At 35.1% G+C, this 23,238-nt stretch carries 22 protein-coding genes; all 22 read left to right on the forward strand.

Translation table 11 applies throughout. The features are described 5' to 3' along the window. Positions 1 to 24: 24 nt before the first annotated feature. The 22 genes from EHV10_RS04520 (at position 25) to EHV10_RS04625 (ending at position 23,231) form a co-directional block, all read left to right on the forward strand. A complete protein-coding gene (locus EHV10_RS04520) occupies positions 25 to 1,146 on the forward strand; it encodes an FtsW/RodA/SpoVE family cell cycle protein (RefSeq protein WP_128673633.1) in 1,122 nt (373 codons plus the stop codon). A 15-nt stretch (positions 1,147 to 1,161) separates the two neighbouring features. Then, positions 1,162 to 1,557, forward strand: a complete 396-nt coding sequence (locus tag EHV10_RS04525) for a methylglyoxal synthase (protein ID WP_007591595.1) — start codon at positions 1,162 to 1,164, stop codon at positions 1,555 to 1,557. Between the two features lie 4 nt (positions 1,558 to 1,561). Then, positions 1,562 to 2,545 carry a D-alanyl-D-alanine carboxypeptidase family protein gene (locus tag EHV10_RS04530; protein ID WP_128674000.1) on the forward strand — a complete coding sequence of 328 codons (984 nt, stop codon included), beginning with the start codon at positions 1,562 to 1,564 and terminating at the stop codon, positions 2,543 to 2,545. Between the two features lie 83 nt (positions 2,546 to 2,628). Next, positions 2,629 to 3,048, forward strand: coding sequence for a hypothetical protein (locus EHV10_RS04535; RefSeq protein ID WP_007591604.1), 420 nt, complete (start codon positions 2,629 to 2,631; stop codon positions 3,046 to 3,048). Between the two features lie 177 nt (positions 3,049 to 3,225). Further along, positions 3,226 to 4,617, forward strand: a complete 1,392-nt coding sequence (locus EHV10_RS04540) for an HlyD family efflux transporter periplasmic adaptor subunit (protein WP_128673634.1) — start codon at positions 3,226 to 3,228, stop codon at positions 4,615 to 4,617. Between the two features lie 8 nt (positions 4,618 to 4,625). Beyond that, the gene (locus EHV10_RS04545) at positions 4,626 to 5,306 is read left to right on the forward strand and encodes a YggS family pyridoxal phosphate-dependent enzyme (protein WP_007591612.1); all 681 of its coding nucleotides are present in this window, start codon (positions 4,626 to 4,628) and stop codon (positions 5,304 to 5,306) included. Positions 5,307 to 5,331: 25 nt separating this feature from the next. Next, positions 5,332 to 5,856, forward strand: coding sequence for a cell division protein SepF (locus tag EHV10_RS04550; RefSeq protein ID WP_034243316.1), 525 nt, complete (start codon positions 5,332 to 5,334; stop codon positions 5,854 to 5,856). A gap of 2 nt (positions 5,857 to 5,858) precedes the next feature. Continuing rightward, entirely contained in the window at positions 5,859 to 6,608 is a 750-nt protein-coding gene (locus EHV10_RS04555) for a YlmH/Sll1252 family protein (protein WP_128673635.1), read from the forward strand. Between the two features lie 10 nt (positions 6,609 to 6,618). Beyond that, positions 6,619 to 7,707 carry a 3-dehydroquinate synthase gene (gene aroB / locus EHV10_RS04560; protein WP_128673636.1) on the forward strand — a complete coding sequence of 363 codons (1,089 nt, stop codon included), beginning with the start codon at positions 6,619 to 6,621 and terminating at the stop codon, positions 7,705 to 7,707. Then, positions 7,692 to 8,192: a signal peptidase II gene (lspA, locus tag EHV10_RS04565; protein WP_128673637.1), complete on the forward strand. Its 501-nt coding sequence runs from the start codon at positions 7,692 to 7,694 to the stop codon at positions 8,190 to 8,192. The genes aroB and lspA overlap by 16 nt, the downstream gene beginning before the upstream one ends. A 17-nt stretch (positions 8,193 to 8,209) precedes the next feature. Continuing rightward, on the forward strand, positions 8,210 to 9,124 hold the full coding sequence (locus EHV10_RS04570; RefSeq protein WP_007591626.1) for an RluA family pseudouridine synthase: 915 nt from the start codon (positions 8,210 to 8,212) through the stop codon (positions 9,122 to 9,124). Between the two features lie 164 nt (positions 9,125 to 9,288). After that, entirely contained in the window at positions 9,289 to 9,915 is a 627-nt protein-coding gene (locus EHV10_RS04575; RefSeq protein ID WP_128673638.1) for a cytidylate kinase-like family protein, read from the forward strand. Further along, positions 9,912 to 11,012 (forward strand): N-acetylmuramoyl-L-alanine amidase family protein, encoded by a 1,101-nt coding sequence (locus EHV10_RS04580; protein ID WP_128673639.1) that lies wholly within the window; start codon positions 9,912 to 9,914, stop codon positions 11,010 to 11,012. The genes EHV10_RS04575 and EHV10_RS04580 overlap by 4 nt, the downstream gene beginning before the upstream one ends. Before the next feature lie 27 nt (positions 11,013 to 11,039). Continuing rightward, positions 11,040 to 13,103, forward strand: coding sequence for a zinc ribbon domain-containing protein (locus tag EHV10_RS04585; RefSeq protein WP_128673640.1), 2,064 nt, complete (start codon positions 11,040 to 11,042; stop codon positions 13,101 to 13,103). Between the two features lie 14 nt (positions 13,104 to 13,117). Further along, a complete protein-coding gene (locus tag EHV10_RS04590) occupies positions 13,118 to 14,062 on the forward strand; it encodes a zinc ribbon domain-containing protein (RefSeq protein WP_128673641.1) in 945 nt (314 codons plus the stop codon). 153 nt (positions 14,063 to 14,215) lie between these two features. After that, positions 14,216 to 15,910 carry an LCP family glycopolymer transferase gene (locus tag EHV10_RS04595; protein ID WP_128673642.1) on the forward strand — a complete coding sequence of 565 codons (1,695 nt, stop codon included), beginning with the start codon at positions 14,216 to 14,218 and terminating at the stop codon, positions 15,908 to 15,910. Positions 15,911 to 15,922: 12 nt separating this feature from the next. After that, positions 15,923 to 16,630 carry a response regulator transcription factor gene (locus EHV10_RS04600; RefSeq protein WP_128673643.1) on the forward strand — a complete coding sequence of 236 codons (708 nt, stop codon included), beginning with the start codon at positions 15,923 to 15,925 and terminating at the stop codon, positions 16,628 to 16,630. Further along, positions 16,620 to 17,753, forward strand: a complete 1,134-nt coding sequence (locus EHV10_RS04605; protein ID WP_128673644.1) for a sensor histidine kinase — start codon at positions 16,620 to 16,622, stop codon at positions 17,751 to 17,753. The genes EHV10_RS04600 and EHV10_RS04605 overlap by 11 nt, the downstream gene beginning before the upstream one ends. After that, positions 17,719 to 20,160: a hypothetical protein gene (locus EHV10_RS04610; protein ID WP_128673645.1), complete on the forward strand. Its 2,442-nt coding sequence runs from the start codon at positions 17,719 to 17,721 to the stop codon at positions 20,158 to 20,160. The genes EHV10_RS04605 and EHV10_RS04610 overlap by 35 nt, the downstream gene beginning before the upstream one ends. Continuing rightward, entirely contained in the window at positions 20,161 to 21,111 is a 951-nt protein-coding gene (locus tag EHV10_RS04615) for an ABC transporter ATP-binding protein (protein WP_128673646.1), read from the forward strand. After that, complete coding sequence (locus EHV10_RS04620; RefSeq protein WP_128673647.1) at positions 21,101 to 21,976, forward strand: ABC transporter permease; 876 nt, start codon at positions 21,101 to 21,103, stop codon at positions 21,974 to 21,976. The genes EHV10_RS04615 and EHV10_RS04620 overlap by 11 nt, the downstream gene beginning before the upstream one ends. Then, on the forward strand, positions 21,957 to 23,231 hold the full coding sequence (locus EHV10_RS04625) for a zinc ribbon domain-containing protein (protein WP_128673648.1): 1,275 nt from the start codon (positions 21,957 to 21,959) through the stop codon (positions 23,229 to 23,231). The genes EHV10_RS04620 and EHV10_RS04625 overlap by 20 nt, the downstream gene beginning before the upstream one ends. Positions 23,232 to 23,238: the final 7 nt, after the last annotated feature.

The following is a 23,238-nucleotide window of genomic DNA, read 5'->3' on the forward strand; positions in this document are numbered from 1 at the left end:
CGTGTAGAATTTGGAGAGTAGAGAATGTTAGACGGTTTTAAGCTTAGATATTATCCGTTCAGACTGTTGGTTTATATTATAGTTTTAAATACTATAGGTGTATTGGTTATTTCCAGTGCTACAGGCGGAGACAAGGGAATGGTGGCCAAGCAGATATTTGGCGTGGTCCTCGGACTTGTACTTGTGGTATTGATATCACTTATACACTACAGAAAATTGATGGAACTGATGTGGATAGTGTATGGAATATGTATTATCTTGCTGCTTGCAGTGTTACTTTTCGGTTATGAGCCGGAGGGTGCAGGAGCGGTGAGATGGATTAAGGTACCGGTTATTGGACAGTTACAGCCTTCTGAAATAGTCAAAATAGGTATGATTTTATTTATTGCCGCTTTTTTGGGTAAACATCAGGAGGATATCGACAGAATTTCATTTTTACTTGTATTTGCCGTAGTTGCTGCTATACCATGTATTTTAATACTGAAAGAGCCTGATTTATCAACTACAATTGTAGTTTTTGTTATGATAATAAGTATGCTGTTTATCTCAGGAATCAGCTATAAATGGGTACTTGGCAGTCTTGCATTTTTAATACCATCAGCAGTAATATTTATATTTTTATTACAAAGTAACACAGTTCCCTTCTTAAGGGGATATCAAGCAAATAGAATACTTGGATGGATATATCCGGATAAGTATGCAGACATAAACGTACAGCAAGATAACTCGATTATGGCTATTTCATCAGGTCAGTTGATGGGTAAGGGACTGAATAATAACACTTTTGCTTCGGTTAAGAACGGAAACTTTTTATCCCAGGAGCAGACGGATTTTATATTTGCGGTTATTGGAGAGGAACTGGGATTTATAGGCAGTATGGTGGTAATAGCGCTTTTTGCGCTTATAGTTGTTGAATGTTTTCACCTTGCTTCTAAAGCAAAAGATTTAGAAGGTAAGTTGGTTTGTGTAGGTTTTGCCGCATTGGTCGGATTTCAGAGCTTCACAAATATATCGGTTGCAACAGGACTTTTTCCTAATACCGGATTGCCGCTTCCATTTATAAGTTATGGGGTGAGCTCGCTTTTAAGCTTATTTTTAGGTGTAGGACTGGTTGCAAGTGTGGCTGTAAGACAGGGTAAGAACTAAAATTTGGAGGTAAAGATGAATATAGGTTTGATCGCACATGATGCTAAGAAAAAGCTCATGCAGAATTTTTGTATTGCATATAGAGGTATTTTATCAAAACATAATTTATCAGCGACAGGAACCACAGGAAGATTGGTGGAAGAAGTTACCAATCTTAATATACATAGATATTTGGCCGGACATCTTGGCGGTGAACAGCAGCTTGGTGCCCAAATAGAAAATAATGATATAGATTTGGTAATCTTCTTAAGAGATCCACTCACAAAGAAGAGCCATGAGCCGGATGCCGATAAGGTTATGAGACTTTGTGATACACATAATATACCTTTGGCAACAAATCTTGCTACAGCAGAACTTCTTATAATGGCACTTGACAGAGGTGACTTTGAGTTTAGAGAGGCATATAGATAGTCTGATGGCGGATTATACTAAAAGAGGAAAAAAGCCGGTAAATAAAATATATTTAATCATCCCTATTATTATAGTGATAGCACTTTTCCTTGGAGGGGCATACTATTATCAGTTTATGATGACCGAGTACGACTTCTCCGGGAGACTTTCAAGTCTTGATATTGACACAAAAATTTCGCCTCTTGCGGCAAATCTTGCATTGCCCGGTGAGGAAAATGTTGACGTAGATGATATTTCTTCGGAAAGTGTCATATTGGCAGGAGGCGAGGGAAGTCTTTTGGCATCGAAAGATGCTACAAAACAGATGTATCCTGCAAGTACAACCAAAGTTATGACCGCATTGTTGGCTCTTAAATACGGAAATCTCTCAGATGAGGTGACTGTGACTGACGACAGTGTTATAACCGAGGCCGGAGCAAGTCTGGCAGGAATTAAGCCCGGAGATAAGTTGACACTTGATCAACTTCTGTACGGACTTATGTTGCCTTCGGGAAATGATGCGGCAAATGCTATTGCCGTACATGTCGGAGGTAGTGTAGATAATTTTGTAAAGATGATGAATGATGAGGCAAAGAGAATCGGAGCTGTGGATACCAATTTTGTTAATCCCAGCGGTCTTTCCGACAGCAATCATTATACAACGGCATATGATCTTTATTTAATATTTAATGAAGCTATGAAAGACGGCAGATTTATGAATTATGCGGGAGCTCCGTCTTATAATGTATCATATACGGCAGCTGACGGAAGTCAGGTTACAAAAAGTTGGAAAAACGGAAACAGATATATAACAGGTCAAGTGGCCGCACCGAGAGGTATAGTGGTAGATGCCGGAAAAACCGGAACCACTTTGGCGGCAGGCAGTTGTCTTGTGATTTGCAGTGAGAATGCTGAGGGAAAAAGATATATTTCTGTTGTATTGAAGTCAAAGAACAGAGCGGACTTGTACGACAATATGTCTAAACTTCTTTCAAAAATCAATAAATAGCATTGCACTATTCCTATTAATATTTTATAATATCATTATATTATTTTATATTTGATAACAGTAAGTTTAAGGAGGACGTTACCATGGTTTCTATTATTGCAGGAGAGAAGGGTAAGGGAAAAACAAAGATTTTACTTGAAAGAGCCAATGAAACTGTTTCAAAGGCAAACGGCTCAGTCATTTATCTTGACAAGAGTTCAAAGCATATGTATGAACTTAATAACAAGATAAGACTTATTAATGTTAGTGAATTTCCTATCATGTCAGCAGACGGTTTTGTAGGATTCCTGGCAGGACTCATTTCATCCGATCATGATATTGAAGCTATATTCCTGGACAGCTTTTTGAAACTGGCAGTACTTGAAGGAGCAGACATTACTTCAACAATCGATCGTATAGAGACATTGGGAGAGAAATATGGAATCACATTCGTTTTGAGTGTTTCAACGGATGCATCAAATCTACCTGAAAATGCAAAGAAGAATGTTTCTGCAGCATTATAATAAAGAAAATATCATATAATTTTGTATGTGAATTATCTGATTTAATAGATAAAGGCAGACTCGATTTTGAGGTCTGTCTTTTTTAAATTTAATTGAAAAAAACACTCTTGTGCAGTATAATGTAGAGAATTGTATTTATGCAGGCAATAATTGCTTGTTTTTTTAAGGAGAATAAAATTGGCTGATTCTAAAAAAATTATTCCCTATAGAAAAAAAAGAACTTTTAATGTGGGTGTTATAATATTCCTGTCCTTGCTGATTTATTTGATACCAAGTGCTGTCAGAGGAGCTACAAGAAAACAGATAAGATATAATGAAGTGGTTGAGGGAAGTATGTCCGAGAATAAGACGCACACCGGACTTATACTAAGAGATGAGAGTGTTCAAGTTTCACCGGATGGAGGATATATAAATATATATATGAGAGACGGTAAAAGAGCAGCTGTAGGAAGCAGAGTATACTCTCTTGATGCTACCGGAGATTTAAAGAAACTTATGGAGGCTTCGTCAGGAAAAGAAGATACCATATCGGATTCGAGTGTTATTGAAATGAAAAAGAAACTTTCAAATTTTACTTCGAATTATTCGGATTCTGATTTTGAGTATGTCTATGATACAAAATATTTATTGGACAATGCCGCAAGTGAATATTCGAATTTAATAAACATAGAAAATATTGATAATATTTCAAACGAAAACGGTTTGAGTCTTAATGTGATTACCTCACCTTATTCCGGAGAAATATCATATGCTATAGATGATATTGCCGAGAAAAAAGAGGAAGATCTTACTAAGAGTGATTTTGATACATCAAAACATCCTATAAGCTATATAAAGAATGAACAGCTTATAGAGGCGGAAACAAAGGTTTATAGGATTGTAAAAAGTGAATCATGGAGTATATATTTTGAATTTGAAAAAGGTGAGGAAGAGCTATATGCCGAAAAGAAAACTTTGACTGTAAAATTCAAATCAAATGGTCTGACACTTACAGGAGATTACTCTGTTGTAGAAACAAAAGACGGATATAGTCTGGGAAAATTGACATTTGATAAATATATGGTACAATTTATTTCAAACAGATATGCGGAGTTTGATATACAGTCATTAGTTGTAAACGGCTTAAAGATTCCGTCCAAATGTGTGCTTGAAAAAGACTTCTATACTATACCTGTTGAATATATGGCAAAGGGCGGAGATGGTGTAAGCGACGGATTTTATAAGCAGGTGGATAAAGACGGTACGACTTCAACAGTTTTTGTGCCGGAAGATATAATCAAGATTACGGATACAAATTGCTATATCAGTACAGAAAATAAGGATATAGCATCCGGTGATAAATTGATAAAACCTGATTCAAATGAGATCTTTGAGGTTTCGAACAAGGAAAAATTGTTGGGAGTATACAATATAAATAAAGGATATACAGTATTTAAGAATATAGATATACTTGGATCGAATAAGGAATTCTATATTGTAGATAAGGGTACAAAATACGGTTTAAAGGTATATGATCATATTTTATTGAATCCTGACGGTTTTAAAGAAGGAGAATTTATTTATCAATAGGAGAAACTATGGTTAAGGAAAACTTACAAAATGTTATAGATGATATGAAAATCGCCTGTGAAAAAAGCGGTAGAAATATAAATGATGTAACTCTTATTGCTGTAAGCAAAACAAAAACGAATGAACTTATTATGGAAGCTTATGAAAGCGGAGTAAGAGATTTCGGAGAAAATAAGGTGCAGGAGCTTTTAAGGAAAAAAGAGGAACTGCCGAAAGATATCAGATGGCATATGATCGGACATCTTCAGACAAATAAAGTCAGACAACTTTTAGGTAATACTGTGCTGATACATTCTATAGACAGCATAAGACTTGCGGACACGATAGATACGGAGGCAAGAAAAAAAGGTATTCATGTTGACGGATTACTTGAAATCAATATTGCAAAAGAAGCCTCAAAATACGGTTTCCTGGAAGAAGAACTTTATGAGGTTTTACCTATATTTGCAAGATATAAGAACCTACATATCAAAGGATTGATGACGATTGCTCCGAATGTAGAAAAATCGGAGGAAAATAGAAAAAATTTCGAGAAAATAAAGAAAATATCTGTTGACATAATTGAGAAAAACTATGATAATGTAGAAGTGGAATTTTTATCAATGGGAATGTCTGGCGATTATACTGTAGCGCTTGAAGAAGGTGCAAATTTGGTAAGAGTTGGTACAGGAATATTTGGGAAAAGATAAAAAAGATTGGAGAGAACACGCGAAGATGGAATTTTTTGATAAGATCAAAAGTTATTTACGAGTGAATGACAGCGATGATGAATCTTATGATGATGATATTATCGAAGTCGATGAGTATGAAGATGATGAGGATGATGTAGACATCAAAAACGCAAGCGAGCAGGTAGAAGAAGAGCCTATGAGGCCTAGAGTTGCAAGCAGAAATACTAAGGTTAACAAAGTTATTCCTATCAGAAAAGATATGGAAGTTACTATGTTCAGACCTACATCTGTAGAAGAGTCAAGACTTGTAGTTGACAGTCTTAAAGAAGGAAAGACAGTTGTTCTTAACCTTGAAGAGGTAAGAATCGCTATTGCACAGAGAATAGTAGATTTTATTTGCGGTGCCGCTTACGATATGGAAGGAAATCTTCAGAGCATTTCCGACAGTATTTTTATCGTTACACCTTCAAATATAAGTTTATCAGGTGAGTTTGTTGATTTACTTGGTAGCTCAGGAAGTATAGATCGCAGCAGTGCAGACGCTTCAGGATATGGTATGAGGTTATAGTTTTGGAAAAAGAAGAACTATTTCTAAGAAATAAGTTTTTAGATTTAGCAAGAAACGCATATTTTAAGAACATTGTTATGTATTCCATGTTCTTAAATTTAAATGAGCAGGCAATTTTTGAAACAATTCAGAAAGATCTCCCGAATATAAGATATGTTATGTTTGGCGGTTATTCTGAAGCGGAAAGAAAAATTGTCTGCTTTTATTGTGATAATATTCCTGAATTCGATATGCTGGAATATATTAAGGTTTCGCCGGTTAATAAAAAGTTTGCAGACGAACTTACTCATCGTGACTTTTTGGGTGCATTGATGAATTTGGGTATTGAAAGGCATATGGTGGGTGATATATGCATAGCGGATAATACAGCTCATATCATTACGTTTAAGAGTATGTCGGAAACTATAATAAGCGAGCTTACTACAGTAAAACACACAAAAGTCGTATTGGAGAGAGAAAGTGCGGATGAATTGAAGGCTGTAAACAGAGTGGAATATAAAAAGATAAATATTCCTTCTGAGAGACTGGATTCAATAATAGGTTCAATATACAATATTTCACGAAGCAAAGTCAATTTGTATATTGACGCCGGTAAGGTGTTTATAAATTCAAGACAGTGTTTTTCACATTCATCAAAAATAAAATCAGGAGATATTATAACTGTACGAGGGCTTGGAAGAGCAAAATTTTTGGGTATAAGTGCTTTATCCAAAAAAGGCAGACTGTTTGCAGAAACGGAAATTTTTAAATAGGGATTAGCAAATGTATTTAAATAGATTAGAAGTTAACTTTGAAAATAAGCCATGTTATGACATTGTTATTTATGATGACTTTTCTGACTTAAAAAATGAATTAAGTAAATTTGATATAGAAAACAGAAAAATTTGTATTGTCACAGACTCAAATGTGGCTGAAATATATCTTGATAAGGTAAAAGAAGAACTTGAAGGACTGAAAGTATTTACGCATATATTTGAAGCGGGAGAACAAAATAAACATCTTGAAACTGTTTCAGGAATATATGATACTTTAATCTTTAATAAATTTGACAGGAAAGATATCTTACTTGCTCTTGGCGGAGGTGTGGTAGGTGATATCTGCGGATTTGCGGCGGCTACATATCTTAGAGGAATTGATTTTGTGCAAATCCCGACAACTTTGGTGTCACAGGTGGATTCAAGTATAGGCGGTAAAACAGGAGTTGATTTCAAGCATTTTAAAAACATGGTTGGAGCGTTTTATATGCCGAAACTTGTATATGTAAATATAAATACTTTAAATACTCTGCCTGAAGCGGAATTCTCATCGGGAATGGGAGAAGTTATAAAACACGGTTTGATATCTGACAAAGATTATTATTACGGCCTTTTTGAAAATCATAAAAAAATATTGTCAGGTGATATAAAAGCATTGGCCGATATGGTACTTACAAGTCAGAAGATTAAAAAAGAGGTTGTGGAAAACGACCCTTATGAAAAAAGTCAAAGAGCTATATTAAATTTCGGACATACTTTGGGTCATGCTATTGAAAAAGAAAAGAACTTCAGCCTTTCACATGGAGTATGTGTGGGGCTTGGAATGCTTGCGGCATTTGATATCTGTATAAAAAAGAATAAACTCAGTGAAGATGACAGGAAGTTTTTTAGTGATTTGCTGGAGATTTATTCTCTTGAAACCGGAACGGATATTGATGTAGAAAAAGTTTTTGAAGCTACATTTAATGATAAAAAGATGGAAGCGGGACAAATAAAGTTTGTTTTATTAAATAAAATAGGAGATGCGTATATAGACAGAAATGTTAAAAAAGAAGATATGGTGGAGGCGTTGAAGAGTATATGCAAAGAAATATAGTTTATAAGTTTGCATCATTTTTTATTATGGTTGCAATATTGGTTGGAGTTGACCAGTGGAGTAAATACGAAGTTATGATGAAATTAAAAGATGCTCCTGCTTATCCTCTTATAGATAATGTATTGTATTTCTGGTACTCGGAAAATTCCGGTGCAGCTTTTGGAATATTACAGGGAATGCATATTTTCTTTTATATAATTACCATAGCGGTTTTGCTGGGCATAATCTATTTACTTTTTAAGTTGCCTTCAGATAAGCATTATTATCCTTTGCTGCTTTGCGGAGGCTTAATTTTTGCAGGTGCAATCGGTAATTTCATCGATAGAATAATAAGAAGTTATGTGGTCGACTTTATTTATTTTAAACCTATTAATTTTCCTATATTTAATTTTGCGGACATCTGCGTAACAGTGGGTACATTTGTACTTTTTCTTTGTCTGGTATTTGTATACAAAGAAAACGAATTGGAATTTTATAAAAAATAATTTTAGTTTGGAGATAAATGGATAACTTTGAAATAAAAGTGGAAGAATCGGATATTGACAAAAGAATAGATGTATTTCTTGCGATGAATCTTGAGAGCTTTTCAAGATCGTATATTCAGGATTTGATTAAGAAGGGTAAGGCTTGTGTAAACGGGAAAGATGTAAAGTCAAATTACAGACTCAGAGACGGTGATATTGTAAATCTTGCCATACCTAAGCCTGAGCCGCTTGAAATTCTTCCTGAAAACATACCGCTTGATATAGTATATGAAGATGATGATGTAATACTTATAAACAAACCGAAGGGTATGGTGGTTCATCCGGCCGCAGGGCATTACAGTGGAACTTTGGTGAATGCACTTTTATATCATTGCAAGGATAATCTCTCCGGAATAAACGGAGTGCTAAGACCGGGAATAGTACATAGGATAGATATGGATACCACAGGTATAATAATTGCATGTAAAAATGACAATGCCCATCAGCATATTGCAAAACAATTGGCCGAACACAGTATTACCAGAAAGTATGTTGCTATAGCTACCGGCAATATTAAAGATGATGAGGGGACGGTAGATGCTCCGATAGCCAGATCGAAAAATGACAGGAAGAAAATGGCTGTGGATAAAGACGGAAAGAGAGCGGTCACTCATTATAAAGTCCTTGAAAGGTTGAATAATTATACATATATTGAATGTGTACTTGAAACCGGAAGAACTCATCAGATAAGAGTACATATGTCATATATACATCATCCTCTGCTTGGTGATGAAGTGTATTCAGGAAAGAAAGAAAATATTAGATCGGAGGGACAATGTCTCCATGCAAAGGTGCTTGGATTCATACATCCACGAACAAATGAATATATGGAATTTGAAGCACCTGTTCCGGATTACTTTAATGAAATATTAAGAAAATTTAGAAAGAATTAAATATAAAACGGCATAAACATTAGCTAAAAAGTGACAACTGAAAGACAGATATATATACATTCTGCTTTTTTTGTTATATAATAATACATATAAATTATCTGTGTTTACATTTTCTGCATTGTAAAAGAAAATGTAGACGAAAATTGATTATTTAGGAGGTAGGTATGGACAATAGATTGGTTATTACCATAGGTAGACAGTGCGGAAGCGGTGGAAGAAGGATCGGTCAGATGCTGGCTGAACAATTGGGTATAAAATGCTATGATAAAGAAATACTCAACAGGGCTGCTAAGGAGAGCGGACTGGCTGCAGAGTTGTTTGAGACTCATGATGAGAAGCCGACAAGTTCATTTTTATACTCTCTTGTGATGGACACTTATTCTTTAGGATATACATCTTCATCCTATATGGATATGCCTATAAATCATAAGATTTTTTTGGCACAGTTTGATACTATTAAAAAGCTTGCATCCGAGGAATCATGCATTATAGTCGGTAGATGTGCAGATTATGCTTTGGCTGACGACCCGAATGCGTTTTCGGTATTTATTACCGGAAATGACGAGGATAAGATCAAGAGAATTATGGAAACCAATAATATTGAAGCCAATAAGGCAAAGGATATTATGGTAAAGACAGACAAGAAGAGATCAAGCTATTATAACTACTACTCAAGTAAGAGATGGGCAGACTCAAGAAGTTACGATTTAACTGTAAACAGTTCAACACTTGGACTTGAAGGCACTGTAGAACTTATTAAAACATTTGCAAAGATAAAAGGTTTATTATGAGATTAAAGTTTATTTGTCAGGCCATGCTTATAGCGGGAGTTTTGGCGGCATGTGGCGGTAACAATTCAAGTACCGAGAATAAGGTTGAAACTTCATCCGCTGTGAGTATGGAAACTAGTGCAGACGGGAAGGTAGTGCAGACGGATGTTGTAAGAAAGGTATCTACAACAAAGAGCGACAAGGATTCAACAACTGCACAGAGCTCTAAAGAGTCTGAAAGCAGTACTGAAGTTACTTCAAAAGCTGTTGAAAAGACTACCGTATCGGAGTCTGCAGCCCCGGAAGAGACTACTACAGTCAAGGAAACTAGGGCTGAAACCAAAGCACAAAAATCCGAGGTAAAAGAAGCGGGCGAAATAGGACTTGATCCAAGTTGGCAGTATGCGTCATTTTCAAAGATAAATTCAGGTAAAAGCGTACTATATAAGCCCGGTGAGAACGGTAACGGAATAACAATAGCCGTAAATGCCGGACATGGTACAAAGGGAGGCTCTTCACAAAAAACACAATGCCATCCTGACGGAACTCCAAAGGTTACAAGCGGCACTACAAAAGCGGGAGCCACCACGGCTGTTGCAGTTTCCGAGGGTATGACATTTTCTGACGGTACACCTGAAAGTACCGTGACATTTGAAATGGCAAAGATACTGAAAGACGAGCTTTTATCCAGAGGATATAATGTGTTGATGATTCGTGACGGCAGTGATGTTCAGCTTGACAATATTGCAAGAACGGTAATAGCCAATAATGTTGCCTCTGCGCATATTGCGTTGCATTGGGATTCAACAAATGCAGATAAGGGAGCATTTTATATGGGCGTTCCTGAAGTGGACTCATACAGAAGTATGGAACCTGTAGCTTCAAACTGGAAAAAGCATGAAGCCTTAGGTAAGTCTTTGATAAACGGATTGTCTTCAAACGGAACAAAGATTTTCAGTAAGGGAAGGATGGAGATGGATCTTACACAGACATCTTATTCAACTATTCCGTCGATTGATATTGAATTGGGAGATAAGACATCTGATCACGGAAAAGACGAACTGAAAAAACTGTCAAAGGGACTTGCTGACGGTATTGACAGTTACTTCGGAAGATAAAATATAAGTAAAAATTTAGGGAGTATTATGAAAAATAAATTAAAATATCTCATATGTATATTGGCATTTTTGCTTCTTACAGCATGTGGCGGTGTTGTTAAAACAGATATGAATTTTGATGATTCCTTTGCAGGAAGCAGAGTTATGACATATACAATATCAAATTCGGACTATACATCATATGTTCAAAAGGATTTTGCAACCGTAGCGGAAACATTGAAGGCGCTTTGTCCTGAAGATATTGAAATCACTTCAGTTACACAGGATGATTCAAATATTGTTGCCGTATTTACTATAAATTTCTCATCAAAAGATGACTACGAGAAAAAGGTCGGAAATATATTAAAAGCTGTCGGAAGCGACATAGAACCGAAGGTTACACTTTTAAGATCAAATACCGCATTTGCAAAGGGAGTTGCATTTCAGGAAAATTTCGGCACTGAGGACCTCCTTAAATGGATGAGTGACGGAATAATAAATAATGATTATATAACATCTTCTTATGAGGTTTATATATTTTCTACAAGTCAGGTGAGTCTTAATATAGCAGGTGAGGAATATGAAAAAGATGCCAATATGAGCATAATAGATGTAAATACTACAAAGTATTTGCCTATTAACGGTGTCGAGTTTAATACCGTTATAAATAAAGACGGAAGTATTGACAGAAGTATCGCTCTAAATATTCCGAATACCAGCTATGATCAGGCTAAAGATGATATAGATAAATTTATGGTTGAAAGATCGGGTGAAGTCGGAACGGGAACCTGGTCGGAAGCAAATAATTCACATATTTTCACTGTTGAAGGTAAGGCTTTAAGTGCAGAAGACTGTAAAAAAATGACTGAAAAGTTTACCGGAAAGAGTCTTGACAGTAAGACAGGTTCAGATGCAAAGGATAATCAAGCCTCAGAGGAGACTCAGGTGGAATCTGAGAGCGAAAAAAGTACCGAGGAGAGCACTGAAGCCATATCCGATTCATCTGATGCTGTAGATAAAAGACATTTATTTTCTAAAAATTATACTCTTAATGAGTATATAAATTTGGAAGACTATATCAGTAATTACAATAATGCAGTCAGCTTTGATTATTATGTGAATCCTGATAATAACTATGAAGGAACTATAACAGACGGTACAGGATATTCAACTACGGTTTCACGTTCTGCAATGAGCGGCGAATCAAAAACTTTGCTCTATAGCGGTTACAGTTCAACTTTTGATATAAAGCTGGATGTGAATATTTTGCCGAATGTAAGTAAATATAAGCATATCGTTGAGATTACTCCGACAGGTAAGATAAAAAGAAATATTACTGTGGTTTTCAGTGAGTCTTTCAATGAGAATGATGCAAATTCTCTTGAGGAAAAACTGAAGAGTATTCTTTCTCACAGCAAGATAAAACTTGATAAAGTGTCTTTAAACGGTAAGGACCTTGAAGTTAAGATATCTTCTTCAGGTACTATGGATGAAGATGCAAAGATGTGGGAAGAAACTACAGGATACAGCAGATCAATAAGCAGCCTGGACATCGATAAGAAGGGATATTTTGTAACAAAGCAGGAAATTTCATTTATGGACGACTTTAATCCTGAGATTTTCACATCAGGAAATGTTGATTCATATGAATACATTGTTAAAAATGCCGGTAAGCCTGTAGATAGGGGTTTATATATAGACGGAAGCTTTGAAAATGCCGAAGCCAAGTTTAAAGGCAACGACTTTATCGTAAAGGGTGAGAATGTTATGATGTCAAATTACATTGCTCCATTCTTTGTGAGCGTTCGCACAAACTTTACTATATATATTATCTTTGCGGCTGTTGCATTTATATTTATTTTGATAATAGCTGTTCTCCTTCTGATTTTATTTAAAAAATCAAAGAAGAATAAGAACGATGCACAGGTTAGAGATATACCGGTTGCAGAAGCACCGGTTAATACAACAAGCAATACGGTAAGTATTAAAAAGGATGAGGCTAAGTTAAATGATGAGGCTAATCCGAATGATAAGGTATTTTGTTCCAACTGCGGTCAAGAAAACAATGCAGGTGATAAGTTCTGTTCGTCTTGTGGAAAAGAAATTTTATAAAGGTGGTAGATTGAATGTTTAAAGGTATAAAAAGAACAAAAAACAATGATTTGGTTATCAATAATAAAGGTCTCAGTGTTTTAAATATATTGTTTATTTTATCGGCCTTGACTACACTGTTTTTCTTTATCCCGGTATTGAAAGTGGATTTCATTTACGCAAAGAAGAGTTTTTCTTTATTCAGTATGGCAACCTTGAAGATTGATGAGCTTGATCTTAGCGGATTGGCTGCTGTAAAGGGATATACATTATTATTTATAATTTATCCTATAGTAAATATCGTTATGTGGCTACTGAATAAAAAAGCTACAGGTAAGGGCAGCTATGTATTTGTACATGTTATTTATTTGCTCAATATATCTTTAGGATTTACAGAGTTTATAATAATGAATGCTTTATCCGGTTTGCATGCGGATGAAATGAAGGGCACATTCTTTGTATGGATATTCTTGTTGATATTACTTGTAAATCTTATATTATCTGTATACGGTATATTAAAAACCGGTAGAACTGAAGTTGATGAGAATGCGGCCGCTTTGGATATGAATGTGGACTATGCAAAGGGAATACTCAACAAAGCCGGCAATGTAGCTACAAATGTGGCAAGTAATGTATCGGCAGCCGCTTCAAAGGCTGCGGCATCAAAGCCTTTGAAAGAGCAAAAGGATGAAGTTAAATTAAATACGGTTGTATGTGACAGTTGCGGCAATGAATGTCCTGAAACTTCAAGTTTTTGTACTAAATGCGGGCACAGCATTGAAGATGCAAAAAAGGCTAAAGAAGCAACACCTTCCTACGTAGATGAGGCTGCAAAACTTGCAAGAGAGATGGCATCAAATGAGAGTGCCGCTACAGAAACTGCAGCCAAAGAAGTTTCCGACAATGTGGAAAACAATGCGGAACCGGTTGAAGAGAATAAGGAAGATACGACTTCAAACGGGGTATCACTTTCTAAATAAAATATTAAGAGATGGCGTTTAATACTTTAAGGTGGGCTTTTGCCCGCCTTTTTTATAGAAATATCATTTATTATTCTATTTTTCTTAGTGTATATTGTTTTCATCTATGATAGAATATATAGAAGTACTTCTTGAAAGGAGCATTACTCCAAAATGAGAGATGATGATTTTTACAGAGAACTTAGTGAGGCTGACAGTGAAGATCTTGAAAAATACTTAAAAGATTTAGCTAAGCTTAAAAAAATTAGAGAAGAAGAAAAACTAAAAGAACAAAACAAAAAACTACTGAAAAAATTAAGTGAAAACAATAAGAAGATTGAAGAAATAGGACAGAATATAAGAAAAGTAGAAAAAAAACCGGATAAGATAAATATCATAGGTTCAAATAAATCTTCTAAGTTAAAAAGCGGAAGAAATATAAAAAGTAATACTAACGATGTTGAGGAAACAAGCGGAATAAAAATCCCTTTGCCCAAAAGCAGTCAAAAAGCTGTGGTAAGAAGGGATAATGTATACAGAACTCAGACCGTTCAAAGAGAAGAGGCACCGAAAAAGGTGGTTAAAAAGAAGGTTACAAAGCCTGTTACCAAAAAGATTGTTAAAACCAAAAAAGTTATAAAAAATGTAAATCCTAAGACGGTGAAAAAATTCGAAAAAGAAAAAACTAAAAAGCCGAAAAAGAAAAGAGGTTTTTTGACAAGACTTTTCCTTTTGATATTACTCTTCACAATAGTCGGAGGAGGAACTTATTTTGCATTCCACTATGTTAAAAATCAAAAAGGATACTATACCGTGGCAGTTTTCGGTGTAGATTCAAGAGACGGAAATGTGGGAAAAGGTGCATTAAGTGATGTGAATATGATTGTCAATGTAGACAGAGAAAGCGGAGATATACAGCTTATATCAATCTATAGAGATATGTATTCAATGATAGATAGGGACGGAAAATTCCATAAGTTCAATCAGGCCTATGTAGAAGGCGGACCGGAGCAGGCGCTGGAGACTCTAAACAGAAACCTTGATCTTGATATAAAGGATTATATAACTGTGAACTGGAAGGCGGTAATTGACGCCATAAATATTCTTGGCGGAGTGGACCTTGAGATAACGGATGCAGAGTTTAAATATATGAATTCATTTATTGCAAAGACTGTAGAGGCCACAGGTGTGGGATCATATGAGCTTGAGCATGCGGGAATGAATCACCTTGACGGAGTTCAGGCTGTAGCATATGCGAGACTGCGACTTATGGATACGGATTTTAACAGAACGGAGAGACAGAGAAAAGTTGTAAGCCTTGCTTTTGATAAGGCGAAGAACGCTAATTTCTCGACTTTGTACAGTATTTTGGTGGCTGTTTTGCCTCAGACCGCTACTAATGTCGGAATAGATAATCTTATACCTTTTGCAAAGGATATATCAAAATATCACCTGAGTGAAACAACAGGCTTCCCTTTTGATAAAGATACAAAGAAAATGCATAAGAGAGATTATGTTGTTCCAATAACATTGAAATCAAATGTCATAGCGCTTCATGAGATGCTTTACGGTAAGATACCGGGATACAGTTATACCCCGAGTGAGACACTTGTTAAGATAAGTAATAAAATTATCAAGGATACAGGTATGGGAGCCGATAAAGAGAGCACAGATATAACTCTGGATTCCAATTTGGACGGAGCCATAGGAATAAGTCCTCATAAGAGTGAAGGTGAGGAGCATCATGAAAATAACGAGGGTGAGCATGTGGATGAAACACAAAAGTATGAGTCACATGAAGATACACAACCTGAAGAGAATGTAACTGAAGCTGTAATTGAAGGCGAAAGTGAAACAAGCAGTGAATAAAAGGAGAATATAATGGCGGATACAAATATTTTAGTAGTAGATGATGAAAAAGAGATTGCTGACCTCGTTGAAATTTATCTGGTCAGTGACGGATATAAAGTTTTTAAAGCAAACAGTGCGGAAGACGGATTGAAGATAATAGAGAACGAAGATATACATCTTGCAATACTTGATATAATGATGCCGGGTATGGACGGGCTGGAGATGTGTAAGAGGATAAGAGAAACACATAATTTTCCTATAATACTTCTAAGTGCAAAGAGTGCGGATCTTGATAAGATACTTGGACTTGGAACAGGTGCGGATGACTATGTTACAAAACCTTTTAATACTTTAGAGTTGACAGCAAGAGTTAAATCACAGCTTCGCAGATATACTCAGCTGAATCCGAACAGTGCCGTTTTGGAAAATGACGATCCTAATGAGATAAGACTTAAGGGAATGTCTATAAACAAAGATAATCATAAGGTAGTCATAGAGGGAAAAGAAGTTAAACTTACACCTATAGAGTTCGATATCTTATATTTGCTTGCAAGTAATGCCGGAAGAGTATTCTCAACAGATGAAATCTTTGAGAAGGTATGGAATGAAAAGGTATATGAAGCCAACAACACAGTAATGGTTCATATAAGAAGACTTCGCGGGAAAATGAATGAAGATGAAAGAGAAAACAAGATTATAACTACTGTATGGGGCGTTGGATATAAAATTGAGAGATGATTTGGAAAAGAAATTTCAGACTAAAGTAATAATTAACATACTTTTCAGTCTGGTGATTTCTATTTTGGTAGAAACTCTTTTGCTCAGCAATTTTTCGATGTTCTCCGGATTACATATAATAAATCGTGAAAATGATACTCTTCTGATAAGGGGTAACGGAAGTGACTTGGTTGTTATTCTGATTTTACTTGTATTCGGCATAGGAATATTTGCACTTTCGTTTTGGATTTTACAAAGAAAGTCATTTGAGTATATAGATGATATACTTCTGGCAATAAAGAAGATTTCGGCCGGAGATTTGAATACCAATATTGATGTAAAAGGCGATAACGAGTTTTCGGAGATAGCTGCAAGTATTAATAAAATGGCTGAGGAAATCAGAGTTTTGATGGAGAGTGAGAGACATAATGAAAAGTCTAAAAATGAGATGATTACAAATATTGCTCACGACCTTAGAACTCCGTTGACATCAATACTCGGATATCTTGATTTGATAAATAAAAGAGATTTGTCTGAGGAGACTAAAAAAGAGTATTTGAAAATTGTTTATGAAAAGTCAAAGAAGCTGCAGGATCTTATTGAGAGTCTTTTCAGCTTTACAAAGACAAATTCATCAAAACTTGTATTGAAAATAGAAAAAATTGATATTATAAAGCTTTTATGTCAACTTATGGAAGAGTTTTATCCTAATTTTGAAAATAAGGGTATTACTTGCAGTGTAAACACAAATGAGGATTCATGTGTAATTGACGGGGACGGTACTTTATTGGCAAGATTGTTTGATAATCTTATTAATAATGCCATCAAATACGGTGCTGACGGAAAAAGAATAGATATAAAAATTTCTGTTGAAAAGAAAATAGTAAAGATTGCGGTAATTAACTATGGTAAAGTTATTCCGGCAAACGAGTTACCTCTTATTTTCGGCAAATTCTACAGAGTGGATCAGGCCAGAAATTCAAATACGGGAGGAACGGGACTTGGACTTGCCATAGCAAAGAATATCACAGAGCTTCACCATGGAATTATTGATGTAAGCAGTGATTTGAGCGGAACAATATTCAGTGTAACATTACCAAAGGAGTTAGATGTTGAAAGGGAAAATTTTAAGAGGACTGAATAAAATACTTTTATTATCATTGGTATTATTTTTAATGTCTGCAGTACGATTTCCTATAGACACATTATCTGCAACTGAACAAAATAAAGGAATAACTATAGATATAAACTACGGTTACGGGAATATAGCAAAGGGAGGGAGATACCTCCCTATTCATGTATATTATAAAAATTTTACAAATGATGATTTTGCCGGAAAAGTATCTATTGAATTTAATGAGGCGGATAATAAAAAATATGCGTATGAGTATAATGTAAATCTTGAGCAAAAGAAGAGTTATCTGGCTGATTATTACATAAGAATCAGCAATGAAGTTAATAAAATTGTAGTTGTACTGAAAGATGAAAATAAAAAGACAATAATAGAAAAAGAAGTATCTTTGAATATGGAAGCCAACCGTTCAAAAATAATGGTTGGCTTACTTAGTGACAGCCAAAGTAAGCTGGAGTACTTTGATGATGTTGCAATAAATTTCGGTTTATTAAATCTGAATACGGTAAATTTGGCGGCAGGATCATTTCCGAAGTCAAGTTCCGGGCTTGAACAGCTGGATATGATTATAATCAGTAATTACAGAATAAGAGATTTATCAACAGAACAGTCCAGAGCATTGATGAATTGGGTAAAACAGGGAGGAGTCCTTGTAATGGGTACAGGCCGCAGAGCTGATGACACGATCGGAAGATATGCTCCTGAGCTTTTGGAGGACATATATGATTCTCCGGAGATGAAAACTTTGAACTTTACATTTAACAATGAAAGTAAAAGTATCGACCTTTACTCTACATCAATAAATATGCATGGAGGAAATATCTTGCTCTCTGATGAAGATTTTCCTCTTATAACTTCCGTAAATAAACAAAAGGGATTGATAGCGGTTGCAGGTTTTGACTTTTGTGATTTAAATGATTTTGCGGCAGAGAATACTCAGTTCGCAAGATATATTATTTCAACTGTCCTGGGCGATGAGAGGATAGAGGCTTTTTCAAAGCAAAGTGAAATTTCGGATGATACATTCCAAAATATTGAGCCGATATTAAATTCGTCAGAAACCAATAAGTTGCCTCCTATGACGGTTTATACCTTGATATTTATTGCTTATGTACTTTTAATAGGACCAATATCTTTTATATATTTAAAAGACTACGGAATTGCAATATATTACAGGAAAATTGTAGTGCTTATGTCATTATTATTACTGGCAGTAATTATTATATATAACGGCAGGACAAGGTTTACGACAACATTCTACAACTATGTTACAGTTTATGAGGCAGGAGATCTGGATGTATCGGAATCCACATATGTAAACCTTAGAAACCCTTATAATAAACCTTATAATGTAGTCATAGATTCAAATTACTCTGTTATACCGGTAATAAGAGACAGGTCTGATGTGGACGAGAGAAGAGTTTTAAATAAGTCTACATCTGTAAATATTGATAATGAGGAGTACACAAAAAATATTTCTCTAAATCATGTAGGTGCATTTGCTTCAAATATCTGGAAGTTGGATAAAACAATAGAAAATTTGAACAATGAGGGATTTACAGGTGAAATTAATTTTTTTGACGGAAGTTTAAGTGTTGAAATTACAAATAACTATGATTATAAGGTGAAAAATGCCACCCTTATTCTTTATGGAAAAATTGCGCTGCTTGGAGATTTTGATAAGGGAGAGACAAAACAGATTGATAATTGTCAGTTTATAAACATACCTTTGACAAACTTTGATATTACTTCAAGAATTATCACAGGAATGGTTGGAGAAACTACGATAGATCAAAACGGCAGTGTAAACGGTATGGACACCGAGAAATATATGCAGCTTTTAAATGTCTCAAATTTCCTTTCGTTTTATCTTGGAGAAAATTCTAACGGATATACTGCAGATGCAAGAATTATCGCATTTTCAGATACGGCGCTCTCAAATCCTATATTTTTTAATAATACAATGGAGGGCAGCGGACTGACATTGCTTACATCTGTTATACCTGTAAACTCTATAGAAGACGGAAAAATTTACAGGCAGTCGCTTTTAAAGATGCCTATAGTGCTTAGCGGAGATTATTCCTATATAGACAATGCGCTAAAGAGCAATGAAGCTACTGTACTTGAGTATTTTTTGGGCGAAGATATAAATATCGCACAAGTAAAATTTGAGCAGATATCAGATATATTTTCAGATACAAGATACAGTGACAGTGTGAAGGTTTTTAAGGGAAATATTGCTTTGTATAATTTTAAAACCGGAAACTTTGATTATATTTCAAAGAATAATTTCTCTATATTGGAGTTATTGACATATCTGTCGGATACAAATACTATCAGAGTCAGATATTCAAATATAGAAACCGGAAATTTGGAAACGGCTTTGCCGATGTTAAGTGTTTTAGGTGTGGAAAAATAGATGTTAGAAATAAAAAATATAAGTAAATCATATGGAAGACATCCGGCATTATCAAATCTTTGCCTAAGAATACCGGATGGAGCACTTTACGGACTTGTCGGTCCAAACGGTGCAGGTAAGACAACCGCTATAAAGATTATTTCAGGAATTATATATCCTGATAGAGGGAGTATATTTTTTGATGATATAAATCTATGTGACAATCAAAAAAAATCAAAGGAAACGGTAGGTTACGTTCCGGATGTACTTGGAATTTATGATGATATGACGGTATTTGAATATATGATGTTTTTTGCTTCCACATACGGTCTGACCGGGTATATTGCAAGAAAGAAGTCGGAAATTCTTTTGGAGCAGGTCGGTATGACTGATAAGAGAGAGTTTTATTTAAATGAGCTTTCAAAAGGAATGCAGCAAAAACTTTGTATAGCAAGAGCATTAATACATGATCCTGCACTTATCATTATGGATGAGCCTGCAAGCGGACTTGATCCGAGAGCCAGATATGAGCTTAAGGAACTTTTACAGGAGTTAAATGCTGCAGGTAAAACGGTGATTTTAAGTTCACATATTTTATCGGAGATTTCAGAAATCTGTACGGATATTGGAATTATAGAAGGCGGAAAGATGATAATATCCGGAAGTGTTGAAGAAATACTGGCAAAAGTTGAGGGGGCAAACCCTATAAAAATAAAGGTATTAAATAATGAAAATTTAGCACTTGAAATATTAAAAAATAATAAAAATGTCAGATTTTTATCTGTAGATAACAGCTGTTTTATGGTATACTTTGAGGGTAAAAAGATAGATGAAGCTAGATTATTGTCGGAACTTATAAGAAACAATGTTTTAGTAAGTGAATTTATAAGAGAACCGGGAAGTCTGGAATCATATTTTATCAAAGTTACAAACCATTCAAATGAAAGCGTGATTTTTAGCAATGAATATTAATCCGATTTATGAAAGGGAACACAGAGTAAGTACAAGAAGTATGAAATTATCAATGGCTATTCTTGTATTTAACTTTATTGTGGCGGCAGTTACTCTGATAGAGATGAATGATGTTGTAGACTTTGCAAGGAAAACATCATTTATAGATTATACCTCTTTTTTGCAAATATTTAGAATAGTTATATTTGTTCCTGCGCTTTTGCTTATATTTGTGGCACCGAGTTTTATAGCAGGTGCAATAAGTGATGAGAGACAAAGGGGAACGCTTGAAATATTACTGACTACAAAGATGACTGCAGAAAATATAGTCTTCGGTAAGTTTCTAAGTTTATTTTCCTCGATTATGCTTATACTGATATCACAATTACCGATTATGGCAATTTTATTTTTATATGGCGGAATAACTGTTCCCGATATTATAAAACTTGTTATAAACTTTGCCGTGTTTGTAGTACTTATTATTTCAATGGGAATATTTTGTTCGAGCATATCTAAGAGGACAAGTGTTGCAACCGCTCTCCTGTATTCTGGAGTTTTAGGTCTGTTTATAGGAACATTTATGTTATATTTTTTATCTGCAAATTCATTTGTAACGGATGAGAGCGGATTTTTCGGAATTGTTTTTATCAGATTCAGTAAGTTTGTTTTGTTATTTAATCCTTTAGTCAGCATAGATTTTTTGTTATCGAAGATTATGGGAGAAGACAGTTCTGATATATTGGTAAGCCTTTTTTGGTATAATAATTGGTTTTATGTAAATATGTTTTTGGATTCGATATTGTCATTTGTATTTTTGGCATTGTCGGTATTGAAAATTAAACCACATGGTAAGACTTGGAGGAAGCATGGCAACAGTAATTTATAAATGTAAAAATTGTGGCGGTCCGGTAAAGTATTCTGCAACACTTGGGAAGTTTAATTGTGAATATTGTAATACAGTTTATACGGAGGAAGAGGTAAAAAACTTAAATCTGATGTCTCAAAATGAGGATGTGGTGGAAGATGGAGACAATGGTGAGTATCTTGAATACCACTGTCCAAGCTGTGGTGCAAATATTGTAACGGATGAGACTACTGTAGCAACCACATGCTATTATTGTAAAAATCCTATAGTGATGTCAGGAAAACTTGAGAGATCACAGCTTCCCACAAAAGTTATACCTTTTAAAGTGGACAGAACAAGGGCCCTTGAATCTTTTGAAAAATGGATGAAGACAAAGAAATTTGTACCTAGGAGTTTTTTCAACGACAAGAAAGAGATAGAAGAAATAAACGGAGTATATTTCCCATACTGGCTGTATGACACAAATGTACTTGTTGATCTTGACAGAGAAGGAAGCAGGACATATTCAAGAACTGAAGGAAATTACAGGGTGACTTATGAAAAGCATTTCAGGATTATCAGAAAAGGAGATGTGGATATTAAGAATCTCCCCAAACTTGCACTTGCAAAGTCAAATAAAGTTCTTGTAGAGTCTGTATATCCTTTTGATTTTAACGGTGCGATAGATTTTGACTCTTCATACTTAAGCGGATTTGTTGCCGAGAAAAAGGATATAGAAAAAGAAGCTCTTATGTCCTCGATAGAAGATGATGTATATAGATACTCTGCAAAAGTGGTAAGAGATTCTATGACGGGAGAAAGTGTTAATGTGGTAAACAATGATTTTACCATAGGTCAGGGAAGCTTTAAATATGCCATGTTGCCGGTTTGGGCAATATCGTATAATGATAAAGACAGTAATAAGCACTTTTTCTTCAGTGTAAACGGACAGACCGGAAAGGTAGTCGGTAAATTACCGCTGGATATGGGAAAACTTTATCTGTCAGGACTTATGTATGTTTTACCGATATTTGCAATAATCATGGCAATACTTTATTTTACCGATAATTTGCAGAGCAATATTTTTTGGTTTACCTTGGTGGGAAGTATAGTGGGATATTTCCTTTATATTTCCAAGGTTACGGCGGACTACAATATGACTTCCGCAAGTGTTAAGAACCGTGGTATAAACCAGATAGATTTCAATAATAATTATTCTGAAAAGATTGAGTATTGTAAGGATATAGACCTGGGTACAAGAATAATCGGAAGGTCGAGAATAGAAAGCAGAAAATAAACTTTAT

Source organism: Lachnoanaerobaculum gingivalis, assembly GCF_003862475.1.
Classification (GTDB): domain Bacteria; phylum Bacillota; class Clostridia; order Lachnospirales; family Lachnospiraceae; genus Lachnoanaerobaculum; species Lachnoanaerobaculum gingivalis.

Bases quoted from the DNA above. Each gene is read 5' to 3' on its own strand.
- EHV10_RS04525 (WP_007591595.1), top strand. From the start codon at position 1,162: ATGAATATAGGTTTGATCGCACATGATGCTAAGAAAAAGCTCATGCAG.
- EHV10_RS04535 (WP_007591604.1), top strand. From the start codon at position 2,629: ATGGTTTCTATTATTGCAGGAGAGAAGGGTAAGGGAAAAACAAAGATT.
- EHV10_RS04530 (WP_128674000.1), top strand. From the start codon at position 1,562: ATGGCGGATTATACTAAAAGAGGAAAAAAGCCGGTAAATAAAATATAT.
- EHV10_RS04585 (WP_128673640.1), top strand. From the start codon at position 11,040: ATGAAAAATAAATTAAAATATCTCATATGTATATTGGCATTTTTGCTT.
- EHV10_RS04610 (WP_128673645.1), top strand. From the start codon at position 17,719: ATGTTGAAAGGGAAAATTTTAAGAGGACTGAATAAAATACTTTTATTA.
- EHV10_RS04625 (WP_128673648.1), top strand. From the start codon at position 21,957: ATGGCAACAGTAATTTATAAATGTAAAAATTGTGGCGGTCCGGTAAAG.
- EHV10_RS04600 (WP_128673643.1), top strand. From the start codon at position 15,923: ATGGCGGATACAAATATTTTAGTAGTAGATGATGAAAAAGAGATTGCT.
- EHV10_RS04545 (WP_007591612.1), top strand. From the start codon at position 4,626: ATGGTTAAGGAAAACTTACAAAATGTTATAGATGATATGAAAATCGCC.
- EHV10_RS04550 (WP_034243316.1), top strand. From the start codon at position 5,332: ATGGAATTTTTTGATAAGATCAAAAGTTATTTACGAGTGAATGACAGC.
- EHV10_RS04595 (WP_128673642.1), top strand. From the start codon at position 14,216: ATGAGAGATGATGATTTTTACAGAGAACTTAGTGAGGCTGACAGTGAA.
- EHV10_RS04580 (WP_128673639.1), top strand. From the start codon at position 9,912: ATGAGATTAAAGTTTATTTGTCAGGCCATGCTTATAGCGGGAGTTTTG.
- lspA (WP_128673637.1), top strand. From the start codon at position 7,692: ATGCAAAGAAATATAGTTTATAAGTTTGCATCATTTTTTATTATGGTT.
- aroB (WP_128673636.1), top strand. From the start codon at position 6,619: ATGTATTTAAATAGATTAGAAGTTAACTTTGAAAATAAGCCATGTTAT.
- EHV10_RS04620 (WP_128673647.1), top strand. From the start codon at position 21,101: ATGAATATTAATCCGATTTATGAAAGGGAACACAGAGTAAGTACAAGA.
- EHV10_RS04615 (WP_128673646.1), top strand. From the start codon at position 20,161: ATGTTAGAAATAAAAAATATAAGTAAATCATATGGAAGACATCCGGCA.
- EHV10_RS04570 (WP_007591626.1), top strand. From the start codon at position 8,210: ATGGATAACTTTGAAATAAAAGTGGAAGAATCGGATATTGACAAAAGA.
- EHV10_RS04520 (WP_128673633.1), top strand. From the start codon at position 25: ATGTTAGACGGTTTTAAGCTTAGATATTATCCGTTCAGACTGTTGGTT.
- EHV10_RS04575 (WP_128673638.1), top strand. From the start codon at position 9,289: ATGGACAATAGATTGGTTATTACCATAGGTAGACAGTGCGGAAGCGGT.
- EHV10_RS04590 (WP_128673641.1), top strand. From the start codon at position 13,118: ATGTTTAAAGGTATAAAAAGAACAAAAAACAATGATTTGGTTATCAAT.